19 protein-coding genes are annotated in these 16,984 nt (G+C 50.5%); 17 read left to right on the top strand and 2 right to left on the bottom strand.

The window, feature by feature from the left end; genetic code table 11:
- Positions 1 to 127: 127 nt before the first annotated feature.
- The 4 genes from SPTER_RS16480 (at position 128) to fliD (SPTER_RS16465) (ending at position 3,482) form a co-directional block, all read left to right on the top strand.
- On the top strand, positions 128 to 484 hold the full coding sequence (locus SPTER_RS16480; protein ID WP_144351372.1) for a flagellar protein FlaG: 357 nt from the start codon (positions 128 to 130) through the stop codon (positions 482 to 484).
- A 45-nt stretch (positions 485 to 529) separates the two neighbouring features.
- Positions 530 to 2,371 (top strand): flagellar filament capping protein FliD, encoded by a 1,842-nt coding sequence (gene fliD, locus SPTER_RS16475; RefSeq protein WP_144351371.1) that lies wholly within the window; start codon positions 530 to 532, stop codon positions 2,369 to 2,371.
- A 14-nt stretch (positions 2,372 to 2,385) separates the two neighbouring features.
- Entirely contained in the window at positions 2,386 to 2,712 is a 327-nt protein-coding gene (locus SPTER_RS16470; protein ID WP_144351370.1) for a hypothetical protein, read from the top strand.
- Positions 2,713 to 2,888: 176 nt separating this feature from the next.
- Positions 2,889 to 3,482, top strand: a complete 594-nt coding sequence (fliD, locus tag SPTER_RS16465; protein ID WP_144351369.1) for a flagellar filament capping protein FliD — start codon at positions 2,889 to 2,891, stop codon at positions 3,480 to 3,482.
- Positions 3,483 to 3,552: 70 nt separating this feature from the next.
- On the opposite strand, the gene SPTER_RS24835 is transcribed toward fliD (SPTER_RS16465), so the two are convergent.
- A complete protein-coding gene (locus tag SPTER_RS24835; RefSeq protein ID WP_170233306.1) occupies positions 3,553 to 3,717 on the bottom strand; it encodes a hypothetical protein in 165 nt (54 codons plus the stop codon).
- Between the two features lie 333 nt (positions 3,718 to 4,050).
- Between SPTER_RS24835 and SPTER_RS16460 the strand changes: the two genes are divergently transcribed.
- The 7 genes from SPTER_RS16460 (at position 4,051) to SPTER_RS16425 (ending at position 9,466) form a co-directional block, all read left to right on the top strand.
- The gene (locus tag SPTER_RS16460; RefSeq protein WP_144351368.1) at positions 4,051 to 4,347 is read left to right on the top strand and encodes a zinc-ribbon domain containing protein; all 297 of its coding nucleotides are present in this window, start codon (positions 4,051 to 4,053) and stop codon (positions 4,345 to 4,347) included.
- A 238-nt stretch (positions 4,348 to 4,585) separates the two neighbouring features.
- Entirely contained in the window at positions 4,586 to 5,371 is a 786-nt protein-coding gene (locus SPTER_RS16455) for a basic amino acid ABC transporter substrate-binding protein (protein ID WP_144351367.1), read from the top strand.
- A gap of 218 nt (positions 5,372 to 5,589) precedes the next feature.
- Positions 5,590 to 6,255, top strand: coding sequence for an amino acid ABC transporter permease (locus tag SPTER_RS16450; RefSeq protein ID WP_144351366.1), 666 nt, complete (start codon positions 5,590 to 5,592; stop codon positions 6,253 to 6,255).
- Positions 6,242 to 6,961 carry an amino acid ABC transporter ATP-binding protein gene (locus SPTER_RS16445; RefSeq protein WP_144351365.1) on the top strand — a complete coding sequence of 240 codons (720 nt, stop codon included), beginning with the start codon at positions 6,242 to 6,244 and terminating at the stop codon, positions 6,959 to 6,961. The genes SPTER_RS16450 and SPTER_RS16445 overlap by 14 nt, the downstream gene beginning before the upstream one ends.
- Positions 6,962 to 7,063: 102 nt before the next feature.
- The gene (locus tag SPTER_RS16440; RefSeq protein ID WP_084574156.1) at positions 7,064 to 7,264 is read left to right on the top strand and encodes a cold shock domain-containing protein; all 201 of its coding nucleotides are present in this window, start codon (positions 7,064 to 7,066) and stop codon (positions 7,262 to 7,264) included.
- Between the two features lie 281 nt (positions 7,265 to 7,545).
- A complete protein-coding gene (gene hpf, locus SPTER_RS16435) occupies positions 7,546 to 8,094 on the top strand; it encodes a ribosome hibernation-promoting factor, HPF/YfiA family (protein ID WP_144351364.1) in 549 nt (182 codons plus the stop codon).
- Positions 8,095 to 9,031: 937 nt separating this feature from the next.
- The gene (locus tag SPTER_RS16425) at positions 9,032 to 9,466 is read left to right on the top strand and encodes a hypothetical protein (RefSeq protein ID WP_144351362.1); all 435 of its coding nucleotides are present in this window, start codon (positions 9,032 to 9,034) and stop codon (positions 9,464 to 9,466) included.
- Positions 9,467 to 9,619: 153 nt separating this feature from the next.
- Here SPTER_RS16425 and SPTER_RS16420 read toward each other — a convergent pair whose 3' ends face one another.
- Positions 9,620 to 9,850 carry a hypothetical protein gene (locus tag SPTER_RS16420; RefSeq protein WP_144351361.1) on the bottom strand — a complete coding sequence of 77 codons (231 nt, stop codon included), beginning with the start codon at positions 9,848 to 9,850 and terminating at the stop codon, positions 9,620 to 9,622.
- A gap of 273 nt (positions 9,851 to 10,123) precedes the next feature.
- Here SPTER_RS16420 and SPTER_RS16415 point away from each other — a divergent pair, with 273 nt between their 5' ends.
- The 6 genes from SPTER_RS16415 to SPTER_RS16390 all read left to right on the top strand — a co-directional run bounded on the left by SPTER_RS16415 (position 10,124) and on the right by SPTER_RS16390 (position 16,983).
- On the top strand, positions 10,124 to 11,383 hold the full coding sequence (locus SPTER_RS16415) for a [FeFe] hydrogenase, group A (RefSeq protein ID WP_144351360.1): 1,260 nt from the start codon (positions 10,124 to 10,126) through the stop codon (positions 11,381 to 11,383).
- Between the two features lie 12 nt (positions 11,384 to 11,395).
- Complete coding sequence (locus SPTER_RS16410; RefSeq protein WP_144351359.1) at positions 11,396 to 11,683, top strand: iron hydrogenase small subunit; 288 nt, start codon at positions 11,396 to 11,398, stop codon at positions 11,681 to 11,683.
- Between the two features lie 41 nt (positions 11,684 to 11,724).
- Entirely contained in the window at positions 11,725 to 12,423 is a 699-nt protein-coding gene (locus SPTER_RS16405; protein WP_144351358.1) for a cytochrome b/b6 domain-containing protein, read from the top strand.
- Between the two features lie 190 nt (positions 12,424 to 12,613).
- A complete protein-coding gene (gene secA / locus SPTER_RS16400) occupies positions 12,614 to 15,136 on the top strand; it encodes a preprotein translocase subunit SecA (protein WP_144351357.1) in 2,523 nt (840 codons plus the stop codon).
- 12 nt (positions 15,137 to 15,148) lie between these two features.
- Positions 15,149 to 16,259 (top strand): peptide chain release factor 2 gene (gene prfB, locus SPTER_RS16395; RefSeq protein ID WP_211367307.1). Its coding sequence is split into 2 segments (ribosomal slippage): positions 15,149 to 15,220 and positions 15,222 to 16,259, totalling 1,110 coding nucleotides; the frame shifts between segments, so codons are not numbered across the junction.
- Between the two features lie 31 nt (positions 16,260 to 16,290).
- Positions 16,291 to 16,983 (top strand): LmeA family phospholipid-binding protein, encoded by a 693-nt coding sequence (locus tag SPTER_RS16390; protein ID WP_144351356.1) that lies wholly within the window; start codon positions 16,291 to 16,293, stop codon positions 16,981 to 16,983.
- The last annotated feature ends 1 nt before the right edge of the window (position 16,984 follow it).

The following is a 16,984-nucleotide window of genomic DNA, read 5'->3' as shown; positions in this document are numbered from 1 at the left end:
TCCTGATGAATGAGGCTGGGCGGAGACTGCGAAGATGCTGTTAACTATTTTTACATAATTCACTAAAGAAAAATGAAAAATTATCGATAATATAATATGATAACGCATAAATTGAGGTGTTTATTACATGAATTCATTGAAGCCGGCTGAAGCTGCCAATAACTTTAATAGTAAAGCCTATAATCCACAGCTGGAGGGAAAGGTTAGCGGTACTGTTGAGCAGGACCTGTTGCCTGGTAAAGAGACTGAGGCCGAAGGCGACCGTAAGAAGCTGGAAGAAATGTCGGCGGAAATGACGAAATTTATGCAGCTGGCAAATTCGGATCTTCAATTTGAACTTCATGAAGGAACACAGCAGCTTATTGTGCAGGTTGTCGATATCAAGACCAATACCGTATTGAAAGAGTTTCCGCCCCATGAATTTTTGGATACGATAGCCAAGATTAGAGAATTTGTTGGCTTTCTGCTGGATAAAAAGGCTTAATTACTATATATAGAGATACAGGATTCAAATTCAGGAGGGATTCACATGGTAATGCGTACCTATGGCTTAAGCGGCTCCGGTATGGATGTTGATCAGCTTGTTAAAGATTTAATGAAGGCCCGCCGTGCGTCGTATGATAAAGTGTGGCAGCAGAAAACCCAGGTGGAATGGAAGAAAAAAGATTTTAACACTATTTATTCCTTAACTGAGGAATTCCGTAACAAAACGGTGTCAGACTTCAGGAAACAAAGCAACCTGTCGCCGAAGCTGGTAACCTCGATGAATGATGCGGTCGTTAGTGCCACGGCCAACGGTGAAGCGGCCAATGTCAGCCACAGCGTCATTGTCGACCGGTTGGCCGACGGCGTTAAGCTGTCCAGCAGTGCCGGTATTACCGGAGAGGGCAAGCTGAAGACCTCCTTGCAGGCTCAGTTTGGATATGATGAAGGAACTTCATTTAATCTCATGATCAATGGGAAAGAGATTACAGTCGATACCAGCAAGTCTCTTAATGATGTTGTCACTCAGATTAATAATGCCGGTATTGATCTAAAGGCCAATTATGACGCTACCTTAGACCGGTTTTATTTATACACCAATAAGACCGGCGCGGCGGCAAACGTTGATTTCAGCGGCACCAGTGCGGAAGGCATGGATTTTCTGTTTGCTAAGCTCAAACTGGGCAGCACCGGCTCGCTTGTGGACACCAGTGGTTTGGTAAGCCGTACGGCTGCCTTTGATGCCGATGAATTAGCCAAGCCTGTAACAGGCCCGTTAAGCTTTACCGTTAAGACCCAGGCGGGGACTAAAACAATCAGCCTGGACGCGGCCACTTCAATTAACGATTTTCTTAGCCAGCTGAATGCAGAGGCAGGTGCCGGGACGGCTGCTGTCGATGCCAACGGTCGCATTGTCATAAAAGCCGGCAGTATTAATGATGAATTTACCCTGGAAGGCGATGACGCTGCTTCTAAAAGCTTTCTGGCCGACACGTTGGGCCTGGTGAGCCTGAGCGAACGCGGCCAAAACGCCAGTCTTACCCTTGATGGCGTGAAGCTGGAACAGGCGTCCAATACCTTTACCATTTCCGGCGTCTCTTATAATCTAAAATCAGTCAGCTATGCCGATACTGCCGGGAATCCGATACCGACCACCATTGAGGTAAAGTCGGATATTGATAAAACAATTGCCACGGTTAAATCTTTTATCGAGACTTATAATACCTATCTTTCGGCGTTGAATAATGAGCTCAGTGAGGACAAATACCGCGACTTCGCTCCGCTTACCGATGAACAAAAGGCAGACATGAAAGAAAGCGAAATCAAGGCCTGGGAGGAAAAAGCCAAAAGCGGTATGCTGCGCCGTGACCCGATCCTGACCGACATGGTCAACAAGCTGCGGCTGAGCTTTATTGAGCCGATTGCAGGCTTGTCTGGCAAATATCAAAGTGCAGCCGATATTGGGATTGGTACAGGATCCTATGTAGATGACGAGGGCAATTTCAACAGCGAGTCGTCGTTAAAGGGCAAGCTGTATGTCAAAGAGGATGACTTGCGGAAAGCGCTGGAAGAAGACCCGGATATTGTTTTCAAGATTTTTGGCACCAGCGGTGATACCATCGCTACCGAAGGGGTTGCCAACCGGGTTTATGAGCAGATGTACGGTTCGCTGCAAAAGCTGCAAACAGAAGCCGGCAAAGCGAATACCACCGATACAACCAGTAATTTAGCGAAGCGGTTAACTGACTATGAGGAACGCCTGACGACAATGACCAGCCGCTTAGCCAATATAGAATCACGCTACTATACGCAGTTTGATGCCATGGAGGCGGCCCTTTCCAAATTAAGCCAGCAGAGTTTATGGTTATCGCAGCAGCTTGGCAGTTAGGCGGTGGTTGGTAAGTGAAGACAACACGGCAACTGTGGGAGGATTATCTGTTTCTGACCCGGGAAATGCTTAAGTTCATCGACCAGGAAGAGCTGGAACTCTTTTATGAATTGCTGGATCAGCGGGAACGGCTGCAAACTGAGCTGGACGGACGGCAGATTGATTTTCTGCCGCCGGCCCGGGCCAAACAGATGGTGTTTGCGATTCAGCAGGATAACCAGCGGATCATGGGCCAGCTGCGGACCCTATTGAACAAAACGAAAAGCAATCATAACCGGTCCCGCTCCTATGATGGTCTGGGAGTAACGGTGTCCGGTATCCGGTTTGACCGGAAAAGCTAGTAGTCCGCCAAGTCTAAAGCTATAGGATGAAATGCGTGAGATTTTTCGCCCAGCAAGGCGAAGGAGCCGCGCATATCGGACATATGTAAGGCGACGACAACGAAGCTGGACGGGAAATATCGCGCCAAGAACACTGTAGATTTGGGCTTGGTGGACTACTTGTAAAGGAGACAGCGATGGCTATATTACCGGTAACTTATCGGACAGACTATCAGCAGAGCCCGGCCGGGAGCGGACAGCCGCGGCCGGGCTCTGCTGTTTTTTATCCGTCCACGGAAGCGGTCAACAAAGAAGTGGCCGGGTTGAATACAGCTGCCACTAATTTGCAGGCTGCGCTCAAGAACTTTGCCCAGGGGGGGTTGCTTGACACACTGTATGAAATCTCGCCGACCGACTCGGTGTATAATTTTAAGCTGCTGAGTGCCACTGACAGGCTTGTCAGTGCTTACAACCAGACGAATGAAGCCTTACAGTCCTATGGTTATTTAAACAGTGAAGGCGCTAAATTGCTGCAGCAGGTGCAAGCCGTGCTGCAGGGGCCGGCCGCGGCAAAATTTGAGAGTATCGGGTTAACCCTGGATCAGGCGACCGGCAATATGAAGTTCAGCGAGCGGCGCTTTCGCGAAGCCGCGGCTGAAGAGCCGGCGGCAGTCCGCCAGCTGTTGGCCGGCGACAGGTCCTTGGTGCCGGTCCTCAACAGTGTGGTGCAGTCGGTGGTGGCGAAACAGGCTAAATACTACTTCAACTCCAGTTTTGTCACCTACGTTTAATACGGCCCGAATTTTTTTCTGGTGCGCCAATAAATAAAAGGATGTATACATTTGCTTCTAAATTAACATGTTAACCTGAACCCAGGGGCAGTGTTTGATTAGCTCCTGAGTGAGAGGTTTCCTGGTTTTCCCCAGGCTCATCGCCCACTGTGCCATCTGCCAGCCTGACAGTGCGGCCGGCACCCTTGTTAAGCCTATTTACGCAATTCCTTGTTAAATATAACCATATTTTCAAACCATCTGAAAATATATACTTGCTTTTTTCAGAAGTGAAATCTATAATTTAAGATAAGAACCAATTTGCTTAGGTCTGTGGTTGAAAGTCGATGCCAGTCGCAGGCGAAACGACCCACGTAAGGAGCCCAAAGCGGCTTTGAGCATGGTGCGGCTTAGAGGTAAGCCCTGCCGGTCCCAGTAACAGGCGGTTATTAGGGTTAAAGTTGACCGAGAGGAACTGTAGTGAGGGGTTAACTCCTATTAGCGAAATTCCCAGCAGGCGGGTGTGGGGTCAAAGACCAGGTCGGCTAAGCAGTGGTTTTTAAATTCATAAGGTGAGGGGATTTCGTTAATGGCTTTTCAGGACAGAACTCTTAAGTGCAAGGACTGTGGAATAGACTTTGTTTTCACAGCAGGGGAGCAGGAGTTTTACGCAGAAAAAGGTTTTGAAAACGAACCTGCCCGTTGTCGTGAATGCAGGGGCAATAGAAGACGCAGCCGTGATGGTGGGGATGCTCAGACAACCCAGCGGGAGATGCATGAGGCAGTATGCGCTGAGTGTGGTGTGACTACTCAGGTTCCGTTTAAACCTCGCAATGACCGCCCTATTTACTGCCGTGACTGCTTTATCGCCAAAAAAGAGCAATAATTTATATTATATATATTGCAGCATACTTATATTGCAGCATACTATGCCCGGGATTCAGTATACCCGGGCTTTTAATTTGCCGTAAAGTACACCGATTAAGGACTGTGTCAGGAAAATGTACTTTGGATATAAACTAATATATTTTGTATATGTATACATGCTTAAATACTTGTCTAAATATACTGAGAATCGTATAATCATTATAGATCTTTTAACACTTTATAAGGGGGTTATCTACGTGTCGAAAAAACTGATTGCCTTATCCGTGCTTGTTATATTTGTCATGGCGCTCGGGCTTGCCGGCTGTGGCCAGTCGTCCAAGCCGGCGGAACAGCCTAAGGCCGCAGTGCTTAAAGTCGGCTCTGATACTGCGTTTGCTCCGTTTGAGTTCCAGGACGAAAAATCAAAAGAATATGTTGGTTTTGACATGGACCTGATCAAAGCTATCGGCAAACAATTGGGGATGGAGGTTCAGGTCCAGAGTATGAATTTTGACGGTCTGATCCCGGCCCTGGAAGCAGGCAACATTGATGCCACAATTTCGGCGATGACGATCACGGAAGAACGGGCTAAGAAGGTTAATTTCACCAAACCGTATTACAAATCGGGCCTGTCAATGGTTGTAAAGGCTGATAATAATACCCTGCAATCATTTAAGGATCTTGAAGGCAAGAGTATTGCCGTACAAATCGGCACAACCGGGTCTGAGGAAGCCAAAAAGATTAAAGATGCGAAAATCCGTGAGTTTAATACTGCGCCGGAAGCCTTTATGGAACTCAAAGCCGGCGGTGTGGATGCCGTGGTCAACGACCTGCCTGTTAACGAATATTATATCGCCCAGGCTGGCGGCAAAGATGCTAAAATTGTTGGTGAGCCGCTGACTTCCGAGGATTATGGCATTGCCACCTCCAAGAAAAGCACCGAGTTAGTCGACAAGCTTAATACCGCACTGGATGAACTTAAGAAAAATGGCGAATATGAGAAAATCTATGTAAAATGGTTTGGCAAGAAACCTCCTCAATAGGGCTGGATCGGCAACGGCGCGATATTTCGCGCCGTTTTTTACATTATCAGCAAGTTTCCCCTTGCTGATAATAAGTAAAAACGTTGCCGGTATTTTAACGGATTGGCACAAGCCAGGTCTTTGCGCAGGCCAAAAATTTATTGACACCCACTGCCTGTCCGCATATAATTGTCATGTGATTTTATACACCTTATACATTTTAATTAAGGGTGAGGAATGTGAATTTTGATTTTGATTTAATTATCCGTTCGTTTCCGCTGCTCCTGATGGGGGCCGGGGTTACAGTGCAGATTTCGGCGCTTAGTGTTGGTTTTGGCCTGCTGATCGGGATGTTTGTCGGGATGGCCCGCCTGTCCACGCTCTGGCCTGTGAAAACACTTGCTGCCTTGTACGTAGACTTTATCCGGGGAACGCCGCTGTTGGTCCAGATTTTTCTGATTTATTTTGCCCTGCCGCTGGTGGTTGGCCAGCGGATTGACCCCTTTATTGCCGCCATCACCGCCTGTAGTGTTAACAGCGGCGCTTATGTGGCCGAGATCTTCCGGGCCGGGATTCAGTCCATTGACAAAGGACAAATGGAGGCCGGCCGTTCACTGGGCATGACCTGGGCGCAGACGATGCGCTATATCATTTTGCCGCAGGCCTTTAAACGCATTATTCCGCCGCTGGGCAACGAGTTTATTGCCATGCTTAAGGACTCCTCCCTGGTGTCGGTAATCGGCTTTGAGGAGCTTACACGGCGCGGCCAGCTTATTATTGCCCGGACCTATGGCTCTTTTGAAATCTGGCTGACAGTAGCCTTTATTTATCTGGTAATGACCTTTACCATATCCCGCCTTGTGGATTATCTTGAGCGGAGGTACAAGACTGATGATAAGCATTAAGGATCTGCATAAAAAATTTGGCAAGCTGCATGTTCTGAAGGGTGTAACCACTCATATCAGCGAACAGGAGGTTGTTGTTATTATCGGTCCCAGCGGCTCCGGCAAGAGTACCCTGCTGCGCTGTATCAACTATCTGGAACAGCCGACTGAGGGCGAGATTACGGTTGACGGCATCCCGCTTACCAATGAGGCGAATATCAATAAAGTCCGGGAAGAAGTGGGCATGGTTTTCCAGCGGTTTAACCTTTTCCCGCATATGACGGTATTGGACAATATCTCGCTGGCCCCGGTCAAAGTCCGGAATTTATCGCGGGCTGAGGCGGAAAAGGTCGCCTTTAACCTGCTGGAAAAAGTGGGGCTTGCCGATAAAGCCCGGGTTTACCCCGAGCAGTTGTCCGGCGGCCAGCAGCAACGGGTAGCCATTGCCCGGGCCCTGGCCATGAAGCCGAAAGTGATGTTGTTTGACGAACCTACCTCAGCCCTTGATCCGGAGATGATCAAAGAGGTGCTGGATGTAATGAAGACCCTGGCCCATGAAGGGATGACCATGGCTGTCGTCACCCATGAAATGGGATTTGCCCGCGAGGTTGGCGACCGGGTGCTGTTTATGGACGAAGGCCGGATTGTCGAGGAAGGCACGCCGGACGAAATCTTTTTGCACGCCCGCGAAGAGCGGACCCAGGCTTTCCTGTCTAAGATCCTGTAGACTCCTGCCAGGTGGTCGCGTTGACATTGCTGTAAATATATGTTATACTTCCACTTGTGACTGCAAAAAGCGGTCTGTAGTTTATCTTAGGAGGAGTTTCACATGATTGGTAAAGTTAAGTGGTTCAGCGCAGAAAAAGGTTACGGATTCATTGAGCGAGAAGATGGCGGCGACGTGTTCGTGCATTTCTCGGCTATTCAGGATCAAGGCTTTAAGACCCTGAATGAAGGCCAGCAAGTTGAATTTGAAATCGTTGACGGTGCGCGCGGACCGCAAGCCAGCAACGTCTATAAAGCGCAATAAGACCTATAAACAACATAAATCATACCCGGCGACAATACTGTCGCCGGGTTTTAATTTTTTATCCTGCCAGAAAGTATAGCTTTCCCTGAATAAGGGCAGCATCGGCTTACGCTTTCGCCCACGGCGCGGCGCACGCCGTGTTTTCTAGTACTGATATGCCTAAATTTCGGGAATTATGTAAAAAAAATTACAGAAAAATTTAAAGTATGAATTTTTTGAAAGGAATTTTTCGGCAAATGGGGAATATTAGATATATAGGATCAGGAAAGGGGATGGGTAGTATGGCAATTACAGTACGTGGAAAAAATATTGAGATTACACCTGCACTAAAAGACTATGTCGCCAAACGCGTTGGTAAAGTCACTAAATACTTCGATGGTGCCAGCACAGGCGAGATTACTGCAATCCTCACTGTTAATAAAGGCCGGCACATTGTCGAGGTTACGGTGCCTATCAACGGCATACTCCTCCGGGGTGAAGAATCTACGAACGATATGTACGCTTCTATTGACTTGGTTATTGAAAAACTGGAAAAACAAATTGAGAAATATAAAACCAAACTATCCCGTAAGCTGAAAAGCGGCAGCTTTAAAACTGATTTGATACTGACTGCATCGCCGGCAGCTCACCTGGACAGCGAAGACGAGTTCAGCATTGTTAAAACCAAACGCTTTGCTGTTAAGCCGATGAGTGCCGATGAGGCTGTTATGCAGATGAACCTCATCAACCATGATTTCTTCGTTTTTATGAATGCAGACACGGAAGAGGTTAATGTCGTATACCGCCGGAAAGACGGGCAGTACGGTCTGATTGAACCTGAATTTAAATAGTGGCCAGCAGGGCGCGTGCCGCCAGGCGTTTTGAAAAAAACGCCTGGCGGCCGCTTTTTTTAATGTATCGGAATTTATAAGAGGCTGAAAGTCCTTATAAAATAAGGGCAGTCAAGGTCAATGTCCGGCTTGCGCAAGGAAATGGCGGCCCCGCAACCCCGGTACCCCCCGGCCATTGCCGGAAAAAGCGGTCCGCAGGAGAAAAGCCGGGCGGTATGCCGTTAAGAAATCCGCACTGTTTGAGCGCGTAGCGAGTTTGCGGATTTTAGGAATACCGCCCGGCTTTTCAGCTTTTGGAGGCTCCGGGCCTAGACCTTTTGGTTACTTTGGGGCAATGCCAAAAGTAAGCCCATCCCCTTGCTGTCCAGGATTATCTGCTATGCGCAAAGCCAAAAGACCGTGCCCGCGGTTTTTCTTATGCCCAGAACCGGGAAACAGCGTAACTTTACTTGCAATTCCCCGCAAACAGGCTATAATTAGAAATAGGTGGAAATTAAAAGTCGCCGTGACCTGAAAGTGTTGGAAGCACTTCCAGGCCCGCGCAAGGTGCCATAACACCTACACGTAACAGTCAAGCTGTCCACGACGACATTTCTATTATACACCGCGTTTCTGCCCCAGCACAAGCGGGGGGACGCGGGTATAAGAAGGGACGTTGCCGGCGGCGCCGGGCTGTTAGTGCGACGATGCAGCAAATCATTCCTTCTCTCCTCAGCCAATTGGCAGCAGCAGGGCCAGCCCTGACTTACCGCTTTGACCGCCTTGCTGTCGAGCCGGGTATAGCCGGCTTATTTGGTATTGGGGCTGTAGCAGTTATCGAAGCAGAACGCATGTGTAGGGTAAAGCCTGCGCCTGCGTTCTTTTAATTTCCCCCTGTAAACAGCCGGCGGCAGGGCCTGCAGCCTTCTGCCCCGGCCTAAGTATAGGGGGGATAAAATTGTTTGACCAACAAAGAACCCGGTTCCGGCCAGCGCTCCCCGCTGTCCGCCGCCGTGACACCGCTGCCCGCCGGGCCGCCGGCTGCCGGCGCCGGCCCCGGCCCGGACAGGCGGGTGGGGTTATGCTGACCAGGCTGTTGAGCGAGGTTTTTGACCAGTACGTGTTTACCAGGGTGGACCAGATCCTCAACCTGGCCGGCACCCACGATGCCCGCTACAGTAAAACCGCCGCCGAGGTCAGTGCCGCCCTGGGCAAGCTGCTGGTACTGGCCCGGGCCCTGAAGGCCCAGCAGCCGGAAATGACCGGTTTGGTCATGGATTTCGAGGCACTCACGGCGCTGGAGTCCGGGCAGGCGGCGGAAATTGCCTACCGGCAGGGGTTGCGGGACAGCCGCCAGATCCGCCGGGAGCTTATGACCTGCCTGCACCGGTAGGGCTGCAGCAGCTTGCGCCACTCCCGCTGCTTGTCTAAGCCAGCTGTAATTGCTGGTATTTCACAAACCTGCTTTTACAACAAACGACGGCTTCCGGCTGCTGCCGGTGGCCGTCGTTTGTTTGCTGTGAGGGCTCGCTAGGCGACAGCCCCTTTACATTTGCCGCTGGCTTTGTATCTCCGAACGGCGTTTCAGAATAATCTCGGCCAACGATGCCGACTCCATTTCCCGGGACTTTTTCATAAATTCCTGTCTGGTGAACAGGCCTTTTTCAATCAGCAGCTCAATAAGCACGGCGATTGCCAGGGTATTCCTGTAATCGACATCCTTCAGGTCGGCAAGCTGGCCGGCAATATCCAGTATATTTAAAACATCACGGCTCATGGTAACCCTCCCAGATGATAAACCCCTATAACCTTTTATATTAGTATGCACGCTGAGGCTAAAAATTAAACTTCTAAGCGATTTTTCTTTGTAGTGAAATAAATAACTTACAGATACAAGTCCGTAATATTGACAAGACCTATTTTATAATTTACAGTTATAGCAGGTATTTATATAATCATAGCAATTCAACGGGCCGAAATTGTTCCAATTTTCACAAAGTTCCCCGGTTTCAAGGACTAATTATTATTTTTATGGTGAGGAGGTTTTGTCTTGAAAGGTTTTCAAGCACAGGAAAAAACCGGCATTATTGAAATTGACCGCAAGACATGCAAGGGCTGTGATTCGTGTAAGGCTTTTTGCCCAACCGATGCTATCGAGGGTAAATATGGAGCCATACATAAGATTGACGGCGAAAAATGTGTGTCTTGTGGTCAATGTCTTATCAACTGTCCCTTCGGCGCGCCCCAGGATACTGTGGACGTCGTGGACCAGGTGATCGACAAGCTTAAGAACAAGCAGGTGACGGTAGTGGGAACAATAGCGCCGGCCGTTCGCGTCGCTATTGGGGAAGAGTTTGGGATGGAGCCGGGCAGCCTGGTTACCGAAAAGCTGTATGGGGCTATGAAAGAGGCTGGTTTTAAGGTTCTGGACACTAACTTTACGGCCGATCAGACCATTATGGAAGAGGGAATGGAGCTGATCGCCAAGATCCGGCACTATGCCCTGGGTGAGCCGACAGCGCATCACTTAGGACCATTGCCGCAGTTTACTTCCTGCTGCCCGGCCTGGGTCACCTATGCCGAGCTGTATTACCCGGAGCTGCTGCCCCATATGTCCTCGGCCAAGTCGCCGATGATGATGGCCGGCGCCCTGGGGAAAACCTATGGTGCGGCCGAGATATGGCAGGTAGCGCCGGCGGACGTATTTATGGTGGGGATTATGCCCTGTACTGCGAAAAAGTTTGAGGCCTCGCGCCCTGAGTTCCACAGCGCCGCCCACTATTGGCAAACTCAGGGACAATCAGGCGACTATCCTGATATTGATGTAGTGCTCACAACCAGAGATCTGGCCCGCCTGTTTAAAAAACTGAACATCAATGTCCGGACTGTGGCGGAGTATAGTGATCAAGACAACCCTTTGGCTCAGTACAGCGGGGCGGCTACCATCTTTGCCAATACCGGCGGTGTAATGGAGGCTGCGCTGCGGACAGCCTATTTTGTTATCACCGGTACAGAGCTGGATGTGCTGGAATTTAAACCGGTACGGGGTCTCCAGGGCGTAAAAGAAGCCGCTGTTACCCTGAAAGATGCCAAGACCGGCAGCGCGGTTACCTTGAATGTAGCCGTAGCCCATGGCACAAAACAGAATGTAAAACCGCTGCTGGATGAGGTGCAAGCCGGCAAGTCACCGTATCACTTCATCGAAATCATGAACTGTCCCGGCGGCTGTGTCAACGGTGGTGGCCAGCCGATAAATCCGATGGGTACTTCATGGCTTGATAAAGCCAAGGCCGTACTGCCTTGGGCATAAGGAGGGGACAACATGGCACGATATGATTATGTGGAAAAAGCCGTCAAGGTTACGCGGCGTGAGTTTTTAGGAATCGTTGGCGTGGCCGGCGCCGTTCTCTGGACCGGGGCGTATGTGGCCACAGACTTGGTGCAGGACCGTACCAAGTACATTAAAATGCGCGCCCAGGGCATATATAAAGATGATGAAAAGGCTAAGATCCGCCAAAGCCACAACAATCAGGCGGTTACCGATGTCTACAAAAAATTTGCCCACAATCCGCTCAGCCATTTGGCCGAGGAACTCTTTCATACTAACTAAATATGTAAACCGGACTAAGCTGGTGTAGGAGGGATAGACTGATGAGCCATCATGATGAACACGGCCCGCGGGTACTGAAGCACCCACTTATCTCGCGGCTATTTCACTGGGGGTTGATTCTCGGTTTTTTACCGGCGGCAATCACCGGATTTTTTATCTGGCTGAAGCCATTTGGTGATGATCTGCAAAACCTGCTGATGCAGATCCATATTGTTGGGGCCGCCATTCTTACGATAGCCTGTATTCTCTATACGATATTTGGGTTAGACCGGATTGTTGCTTTTACGCGGCGCATATTTTCCTGGGATCAGCGGGATAAGGACTGGCTACTGGTTGGCGGCGGTTATCCGCAGAAGATGCTGTTAGGCAAAACCATTCCGGTACCGCCGATGGGAAAAATGAACTCCGGTCAGAAGCAGCTGGGGATTATGATGTTTTTTGGCGGCATTATCTTAATTGTTACCGGCTGGGCGTTATATGCGTTCCTGCCTGTAGCCCCGAAAGCGGTTATGTACTGGTTTGATATGGCCCATCTGGTGATTGGGATTATCCTCGGACTATCCGTATTTGCCCATATCTTTCTCGGTATCTATAACTGGGGCGAGTTTTTATGCATGTTTGGGGATGGGACGCAGACGATTGAGGAAGCTGAACATCATAACCCCTTATGGATAGCCAATGAAATTGAGCCGGTCCCAGGCAGTAAACCCAGCACTCCCGGGCAGCACCAGGCCGGATAGGACAGGCTGAAAAGAGAGATTATTCCGCATTGCGGGGTAATCTCTTTCCGTTTTTCCAGGCTGTCCGGTTTTTGACTTTATGCCGGGAATCTGTTAAAATCATATATTAGGCACATACTATATCTATGACTGTTTACCGCAGTCTGAACTTTGTTACATAAGATTCTTTGTTTTACCGGGGAGTGATAATTTGTTTAAATTTTTGCGAAACTTATTTGGTGATGATAACGAAAAAGAGATCAAACGCATGATGCTGCTTGTGGAAAAAATCAATGCGTTTGAACCTGAGCTTCAGAGCATGAGCGATACCACCCTCACGGCCAGGACGGCTGAATTTAAGCGCCGCCTTGATAAGGGCCAGACAATTGATGAGCTGCTGCCGGAGGCGTTTGCTGTGGTGCGGGAAGCGTCACGCCGGGTGCTGGCCATGCGTCATTTTGATGTACAGATGGTAGGCGGCATAACCCTGCATGAGGGTAAAATTGCCGAGATGCGTACCGGCGAGGGGAAAACCCTGGTGGCTACCCTGCCGGTATACCTGAATGCCCTGACCGGCAAAGGGGTCCATGTTGTTACCGTTAATGACTATCTGGCGAAGCGGGACAGCGAGTGGATGGGCAAGCTGTACCGTTATCTTGGATTATCTGTGGGGCTGATTGTCCATGGGCTTGATTTTGATGAACGCAAACTGGCCTACAGTGCAGATGTCACCTATGGCACCAATAACGAATTTGGCTTTGACTATCTCCGGGACAACATGGTTATTTACCCGGAACAAATGGTGCAGCGGCCGCTCAATTACTCCATTGTCGATGAAGTGGACAGTATCCTGGTGGATGAAGCGCGGACACCGCTGATTATTTCCGGGCCTGGCGAAAAATCGACAGATATGTATTATGTACTGGCGAAGGTTGTTCCCAAACTAACAGAAGGCGAAGACTACACTATTGACGAGAAAGCCCATACGGTAGCACCTACTGAGACCGGGGTGGCGAAAGCGGAAAAGCTGCTTAATGTGCAGAACCTCTATGAAAGTGAAAACATCGAGATGTCCCACCATTTTAACCAGGCGCTGAAAGCCAATGCCCTGATGAAACGGGACCGCGATTATGTGGTTAAAGACGGTGAAGTCATCATTGTTGACGAGTTTACCGGCCGGCTTATGTTTGGCCGCCGCTATTCCGACGGTCTGCATCAGGCGATTGAGGCCAAGGAAGGCGTAAAAATCGAGCGGGAAAGCCAGACACTGGCGACCATTACTTTCCAGAACTATTTCCGTATGTATAAGAAACTGGCCGGCATGACCGGTACTGCCAAGACCGAAGAGCCTGAATTCCGGAAAATTTATCATCTTGATGTTGTGGTTATTCCCCCGAACCGGGAGATGCAGCGGCAGGATTTTCCTGATATTATCTTTAAAACCAAGCGGGCCAAGTATAAAGCGGTTGTCAGCGAGATTGCCGAGAAACATGGCAAATCCCAGCCGGTGCTTGTCGGCACGACCTCCATTGTGCAGTCCGAGGATCTGTCGGCGATGCTCAAAAAGCAGGGTGTGCGCCATAATGTTCTGAATGCCAAATACCATGAAATGGAAGCGCAGATTATTGCGCAGGCCGGACAGGCCGGGGCGGTGACAATTGCGACCAATATGGCCGGCCGGGGGACCGACATTGTCCTGGGGGCCGGGGTGTCCGACCTGGGCGGGCTGCATATTATCGGGACTGAACGGCATGAGAGCCGGCGGATTGATAACCAGCTGCGCGGCCGGGCCGGACGCCAGGGGGACCCGGGGTCATCCCGTTTTTACCTGTCGCTGGAAGACGATCTGATGCGCCTGTTCGGCTCTGATAATATTGCCGGTATTATGGATAAACTGGGCATGGAGGAAGATGAGCCGATTGAACATGCGCTGATTACCCGTTCGATTGAGCAAGCCCAGAAAAAGGTGGAAGCCCGTAATTTTGACATCCGCAAGTATGTGCTTGAATATGATAATGTAATGAACCAGCAGCGTGAGGTTATCTATAGTCAGCGGAAGAAAATTCTGCTGGGGGATAATCTGAAAGAAAATATCTTTAATATGATTGAAAAGCTTGTCGATCATGGGATGGACCTGTATGCCAATGAAAAGCTGTATCCGGAAGACTGGGATTATGCCGGGCTGATTGAATACTGTGAGGGCTTCTTTGCCCCGGCCGGCGAGCTTAAGGTGGAAGTGCTTGACACTCTGAGCCGGGAAGAGCTCAAAGAAGAGCTGCTGAAAGCGGCCGACACCGCCTACAGCGGCCGGGAGGCCCTGTTTGGCCCCGACAATATGCGCGAACTGGAAAAAGTGGTTATGCTCAAAACTGTGGACGCCAAATGGATGGATCACCTTGACGCCATGGAAATGCTGCGGCAGGGGATTGGCTTGCGGGCCTATGGGCAGAAAGACCCGCTGATTGAGTATAAGCTCGAAGGCTTTGATATGTTCCAGCAAATGATTGAATCTGTACAGGAAGATATTGTCCGTTATATCTTCCGGGTTAATATTATTTCCCAGGCCCAGCCTGAGGATCATCTGCGGCAGGCCCAGGCCGGCCGCGGCGGGGAAGAGGGCGACAGGCAGGCCCAGCCGGCCGAGCCTGTCGTTAATGCCGATACCACCGGCCGCAATGAACTGTGTCCCTGCGGCAGCGGTAAAAAGTATAAACGCTGCTGCGGGGCCAAATAGGAGAGTGAGAGTGTGCTGTTAGAGGATTTACGCGGGTCGATTGAGGCCCTGGCCCACCGGCTTGAGGAAATGAGGGCTTCTCTTTGACGTTGCCGGCAAATCGGAACGTATTGAAGAATTAGAAGATCGGATGAGTGATCCGGCTTTCTGGGAACAGCCTGAGGAAGCGCAGAAAATAGCGCAGGAGGTTACCCGCCTGAAGGACAGTATCGGCCAGCACCGCGAGCTGGCTGTCCGTCACAGCGATCTGGCCACCCTGTGGCAGCTGGGCATTGAAGAGGCTGACGAGAGTGTATATACCGAAATCACCGCCAGTATCGCCGGGCTGGAGCGGGAGCTGGAGCAGGCGGCGCTGACGCTGATGCTGTCCGGGGAATATGACGGCAACAATGCCATTTTGACCCTGCATGCCGGGGCCGGCGGCACTGAGGCCCAGGACTGGGCCCAGATGCTGCTCCGCATGTATGTCCGCTGGGCGGAAAAACGAAACTTTAAGGTGGAAACACTGGACTTTCTGGCCGGTGATGAAGCCGGGGTAAAAAGTGTGACCCTTATGATCAGCGGCAGCAATGCCTACGGTTATTTAAAAGCCGAAAAGGGCGTGCACCGCCTGGTCCGTATCTCACCGTTTGATGCCAGCGGCCGCCGGCATACCTCATTTGCGGCCGTTGACGTCATGCCTGAGATTGATGACTCGGTGGAGATTACCATTAATCCGGTTGATTTGCGGGTAGATACCTTCCGGGCCAGCGGTGCCGGCGGGCAGCATATCAACAAAACGGACTCGGCGGTCCGGATCACGCATCTGCCTACCGGTGTTGTTGTCCAGTGTCAGAGTGAACGGTCCCAGATTCAAAACCGTGAGCAGTGCATGCGCCTGCTGCGGGCGCGGCTGTTTGAGCTGGAGCGGCAGAAACAGGATGATAAGAAAGCGGAATTAGGCGGCGAATATCAGGCGATTGAATGGGGCAGCCAAATCCGTTCTTACGTGTTTCATCCCTACAACCTGGTGAAAGACCACCGCACCGCGGCCGAGACCGGCAATGTCCAGGCCGTTATGGACGGAGAGATCGACTTGTTTCTGGAAGCCTATTTAAAGAGTGATCTGAATACACAGGGATAGCGTAGACAGTGCGCAAAGGGGGCGGTAGGACATGAAGCGCCTGACAACCATCATTCTGTTTTTCACCATGGTGTTAGCGGCGGTCGAGATCGTGCTGCCCAAGGTGGTATCTGATGCTGTGGCCCTGGGGCTGCGTGACCTGACCGGCAGCAGGCAGGTAGTCGCCAAAGTGGAAAAAAGCCCGGCTGTCTTCATGCTGGGCGGTACGTTTGACCGGGTGTCGGCGGACGTCAGCGACGTTAAGACCGGCAAGCTTACCTTGCGGAATATGCATATTGTCTTAACCGGTGTTGCTGTCGATATGACGTCCCTGCTGACGAAACGGGCCCTGGTGCTCCGGCAGGTTGATGATGCCGTAATTACGACCACCATTACGCAGGAGGAACTGGCGGCATTTTTGAATAGCGCGGTAAAAGGTGTCAAAAATGCCGCTGTTACCCTTTCCCCCGGTAAGGTGGAGGTTGACAGCGCCCTGACCCTGGGGGGGATTGCCCGGGTTGATATCAAGCTGGAAGGCCGGATTACCGGTGACCGGGAGCAGCGCAGCATTAATTTTGTGGCCGACCGGTTTTGGCTGAATAATACCCCTGTCGGTAATATCGGCGGCTCACTGCTGACCGAGGTGTCGCTGCTTGATCTCAAAAAACTGCCATTTGGCGTTAATGTGCGTGATATTGTTATTGAACAGGGACAAGTGACTATCTATACAGATAATCGGCCCTAGT

The sequence above is a fragment of the Sporomusa termitida genome, from assembly GCF_007641255.1.
Taxonomy (GTDB): domain Bacteria; phylum Bacillota; class Negativicutes; order Sporomusales; family Sporomusaceae; genus Sporomusa; species Sporomusa termitida.
This window is presented reverse-complemented; position numbering and strand designations above follow the sequence as displayed.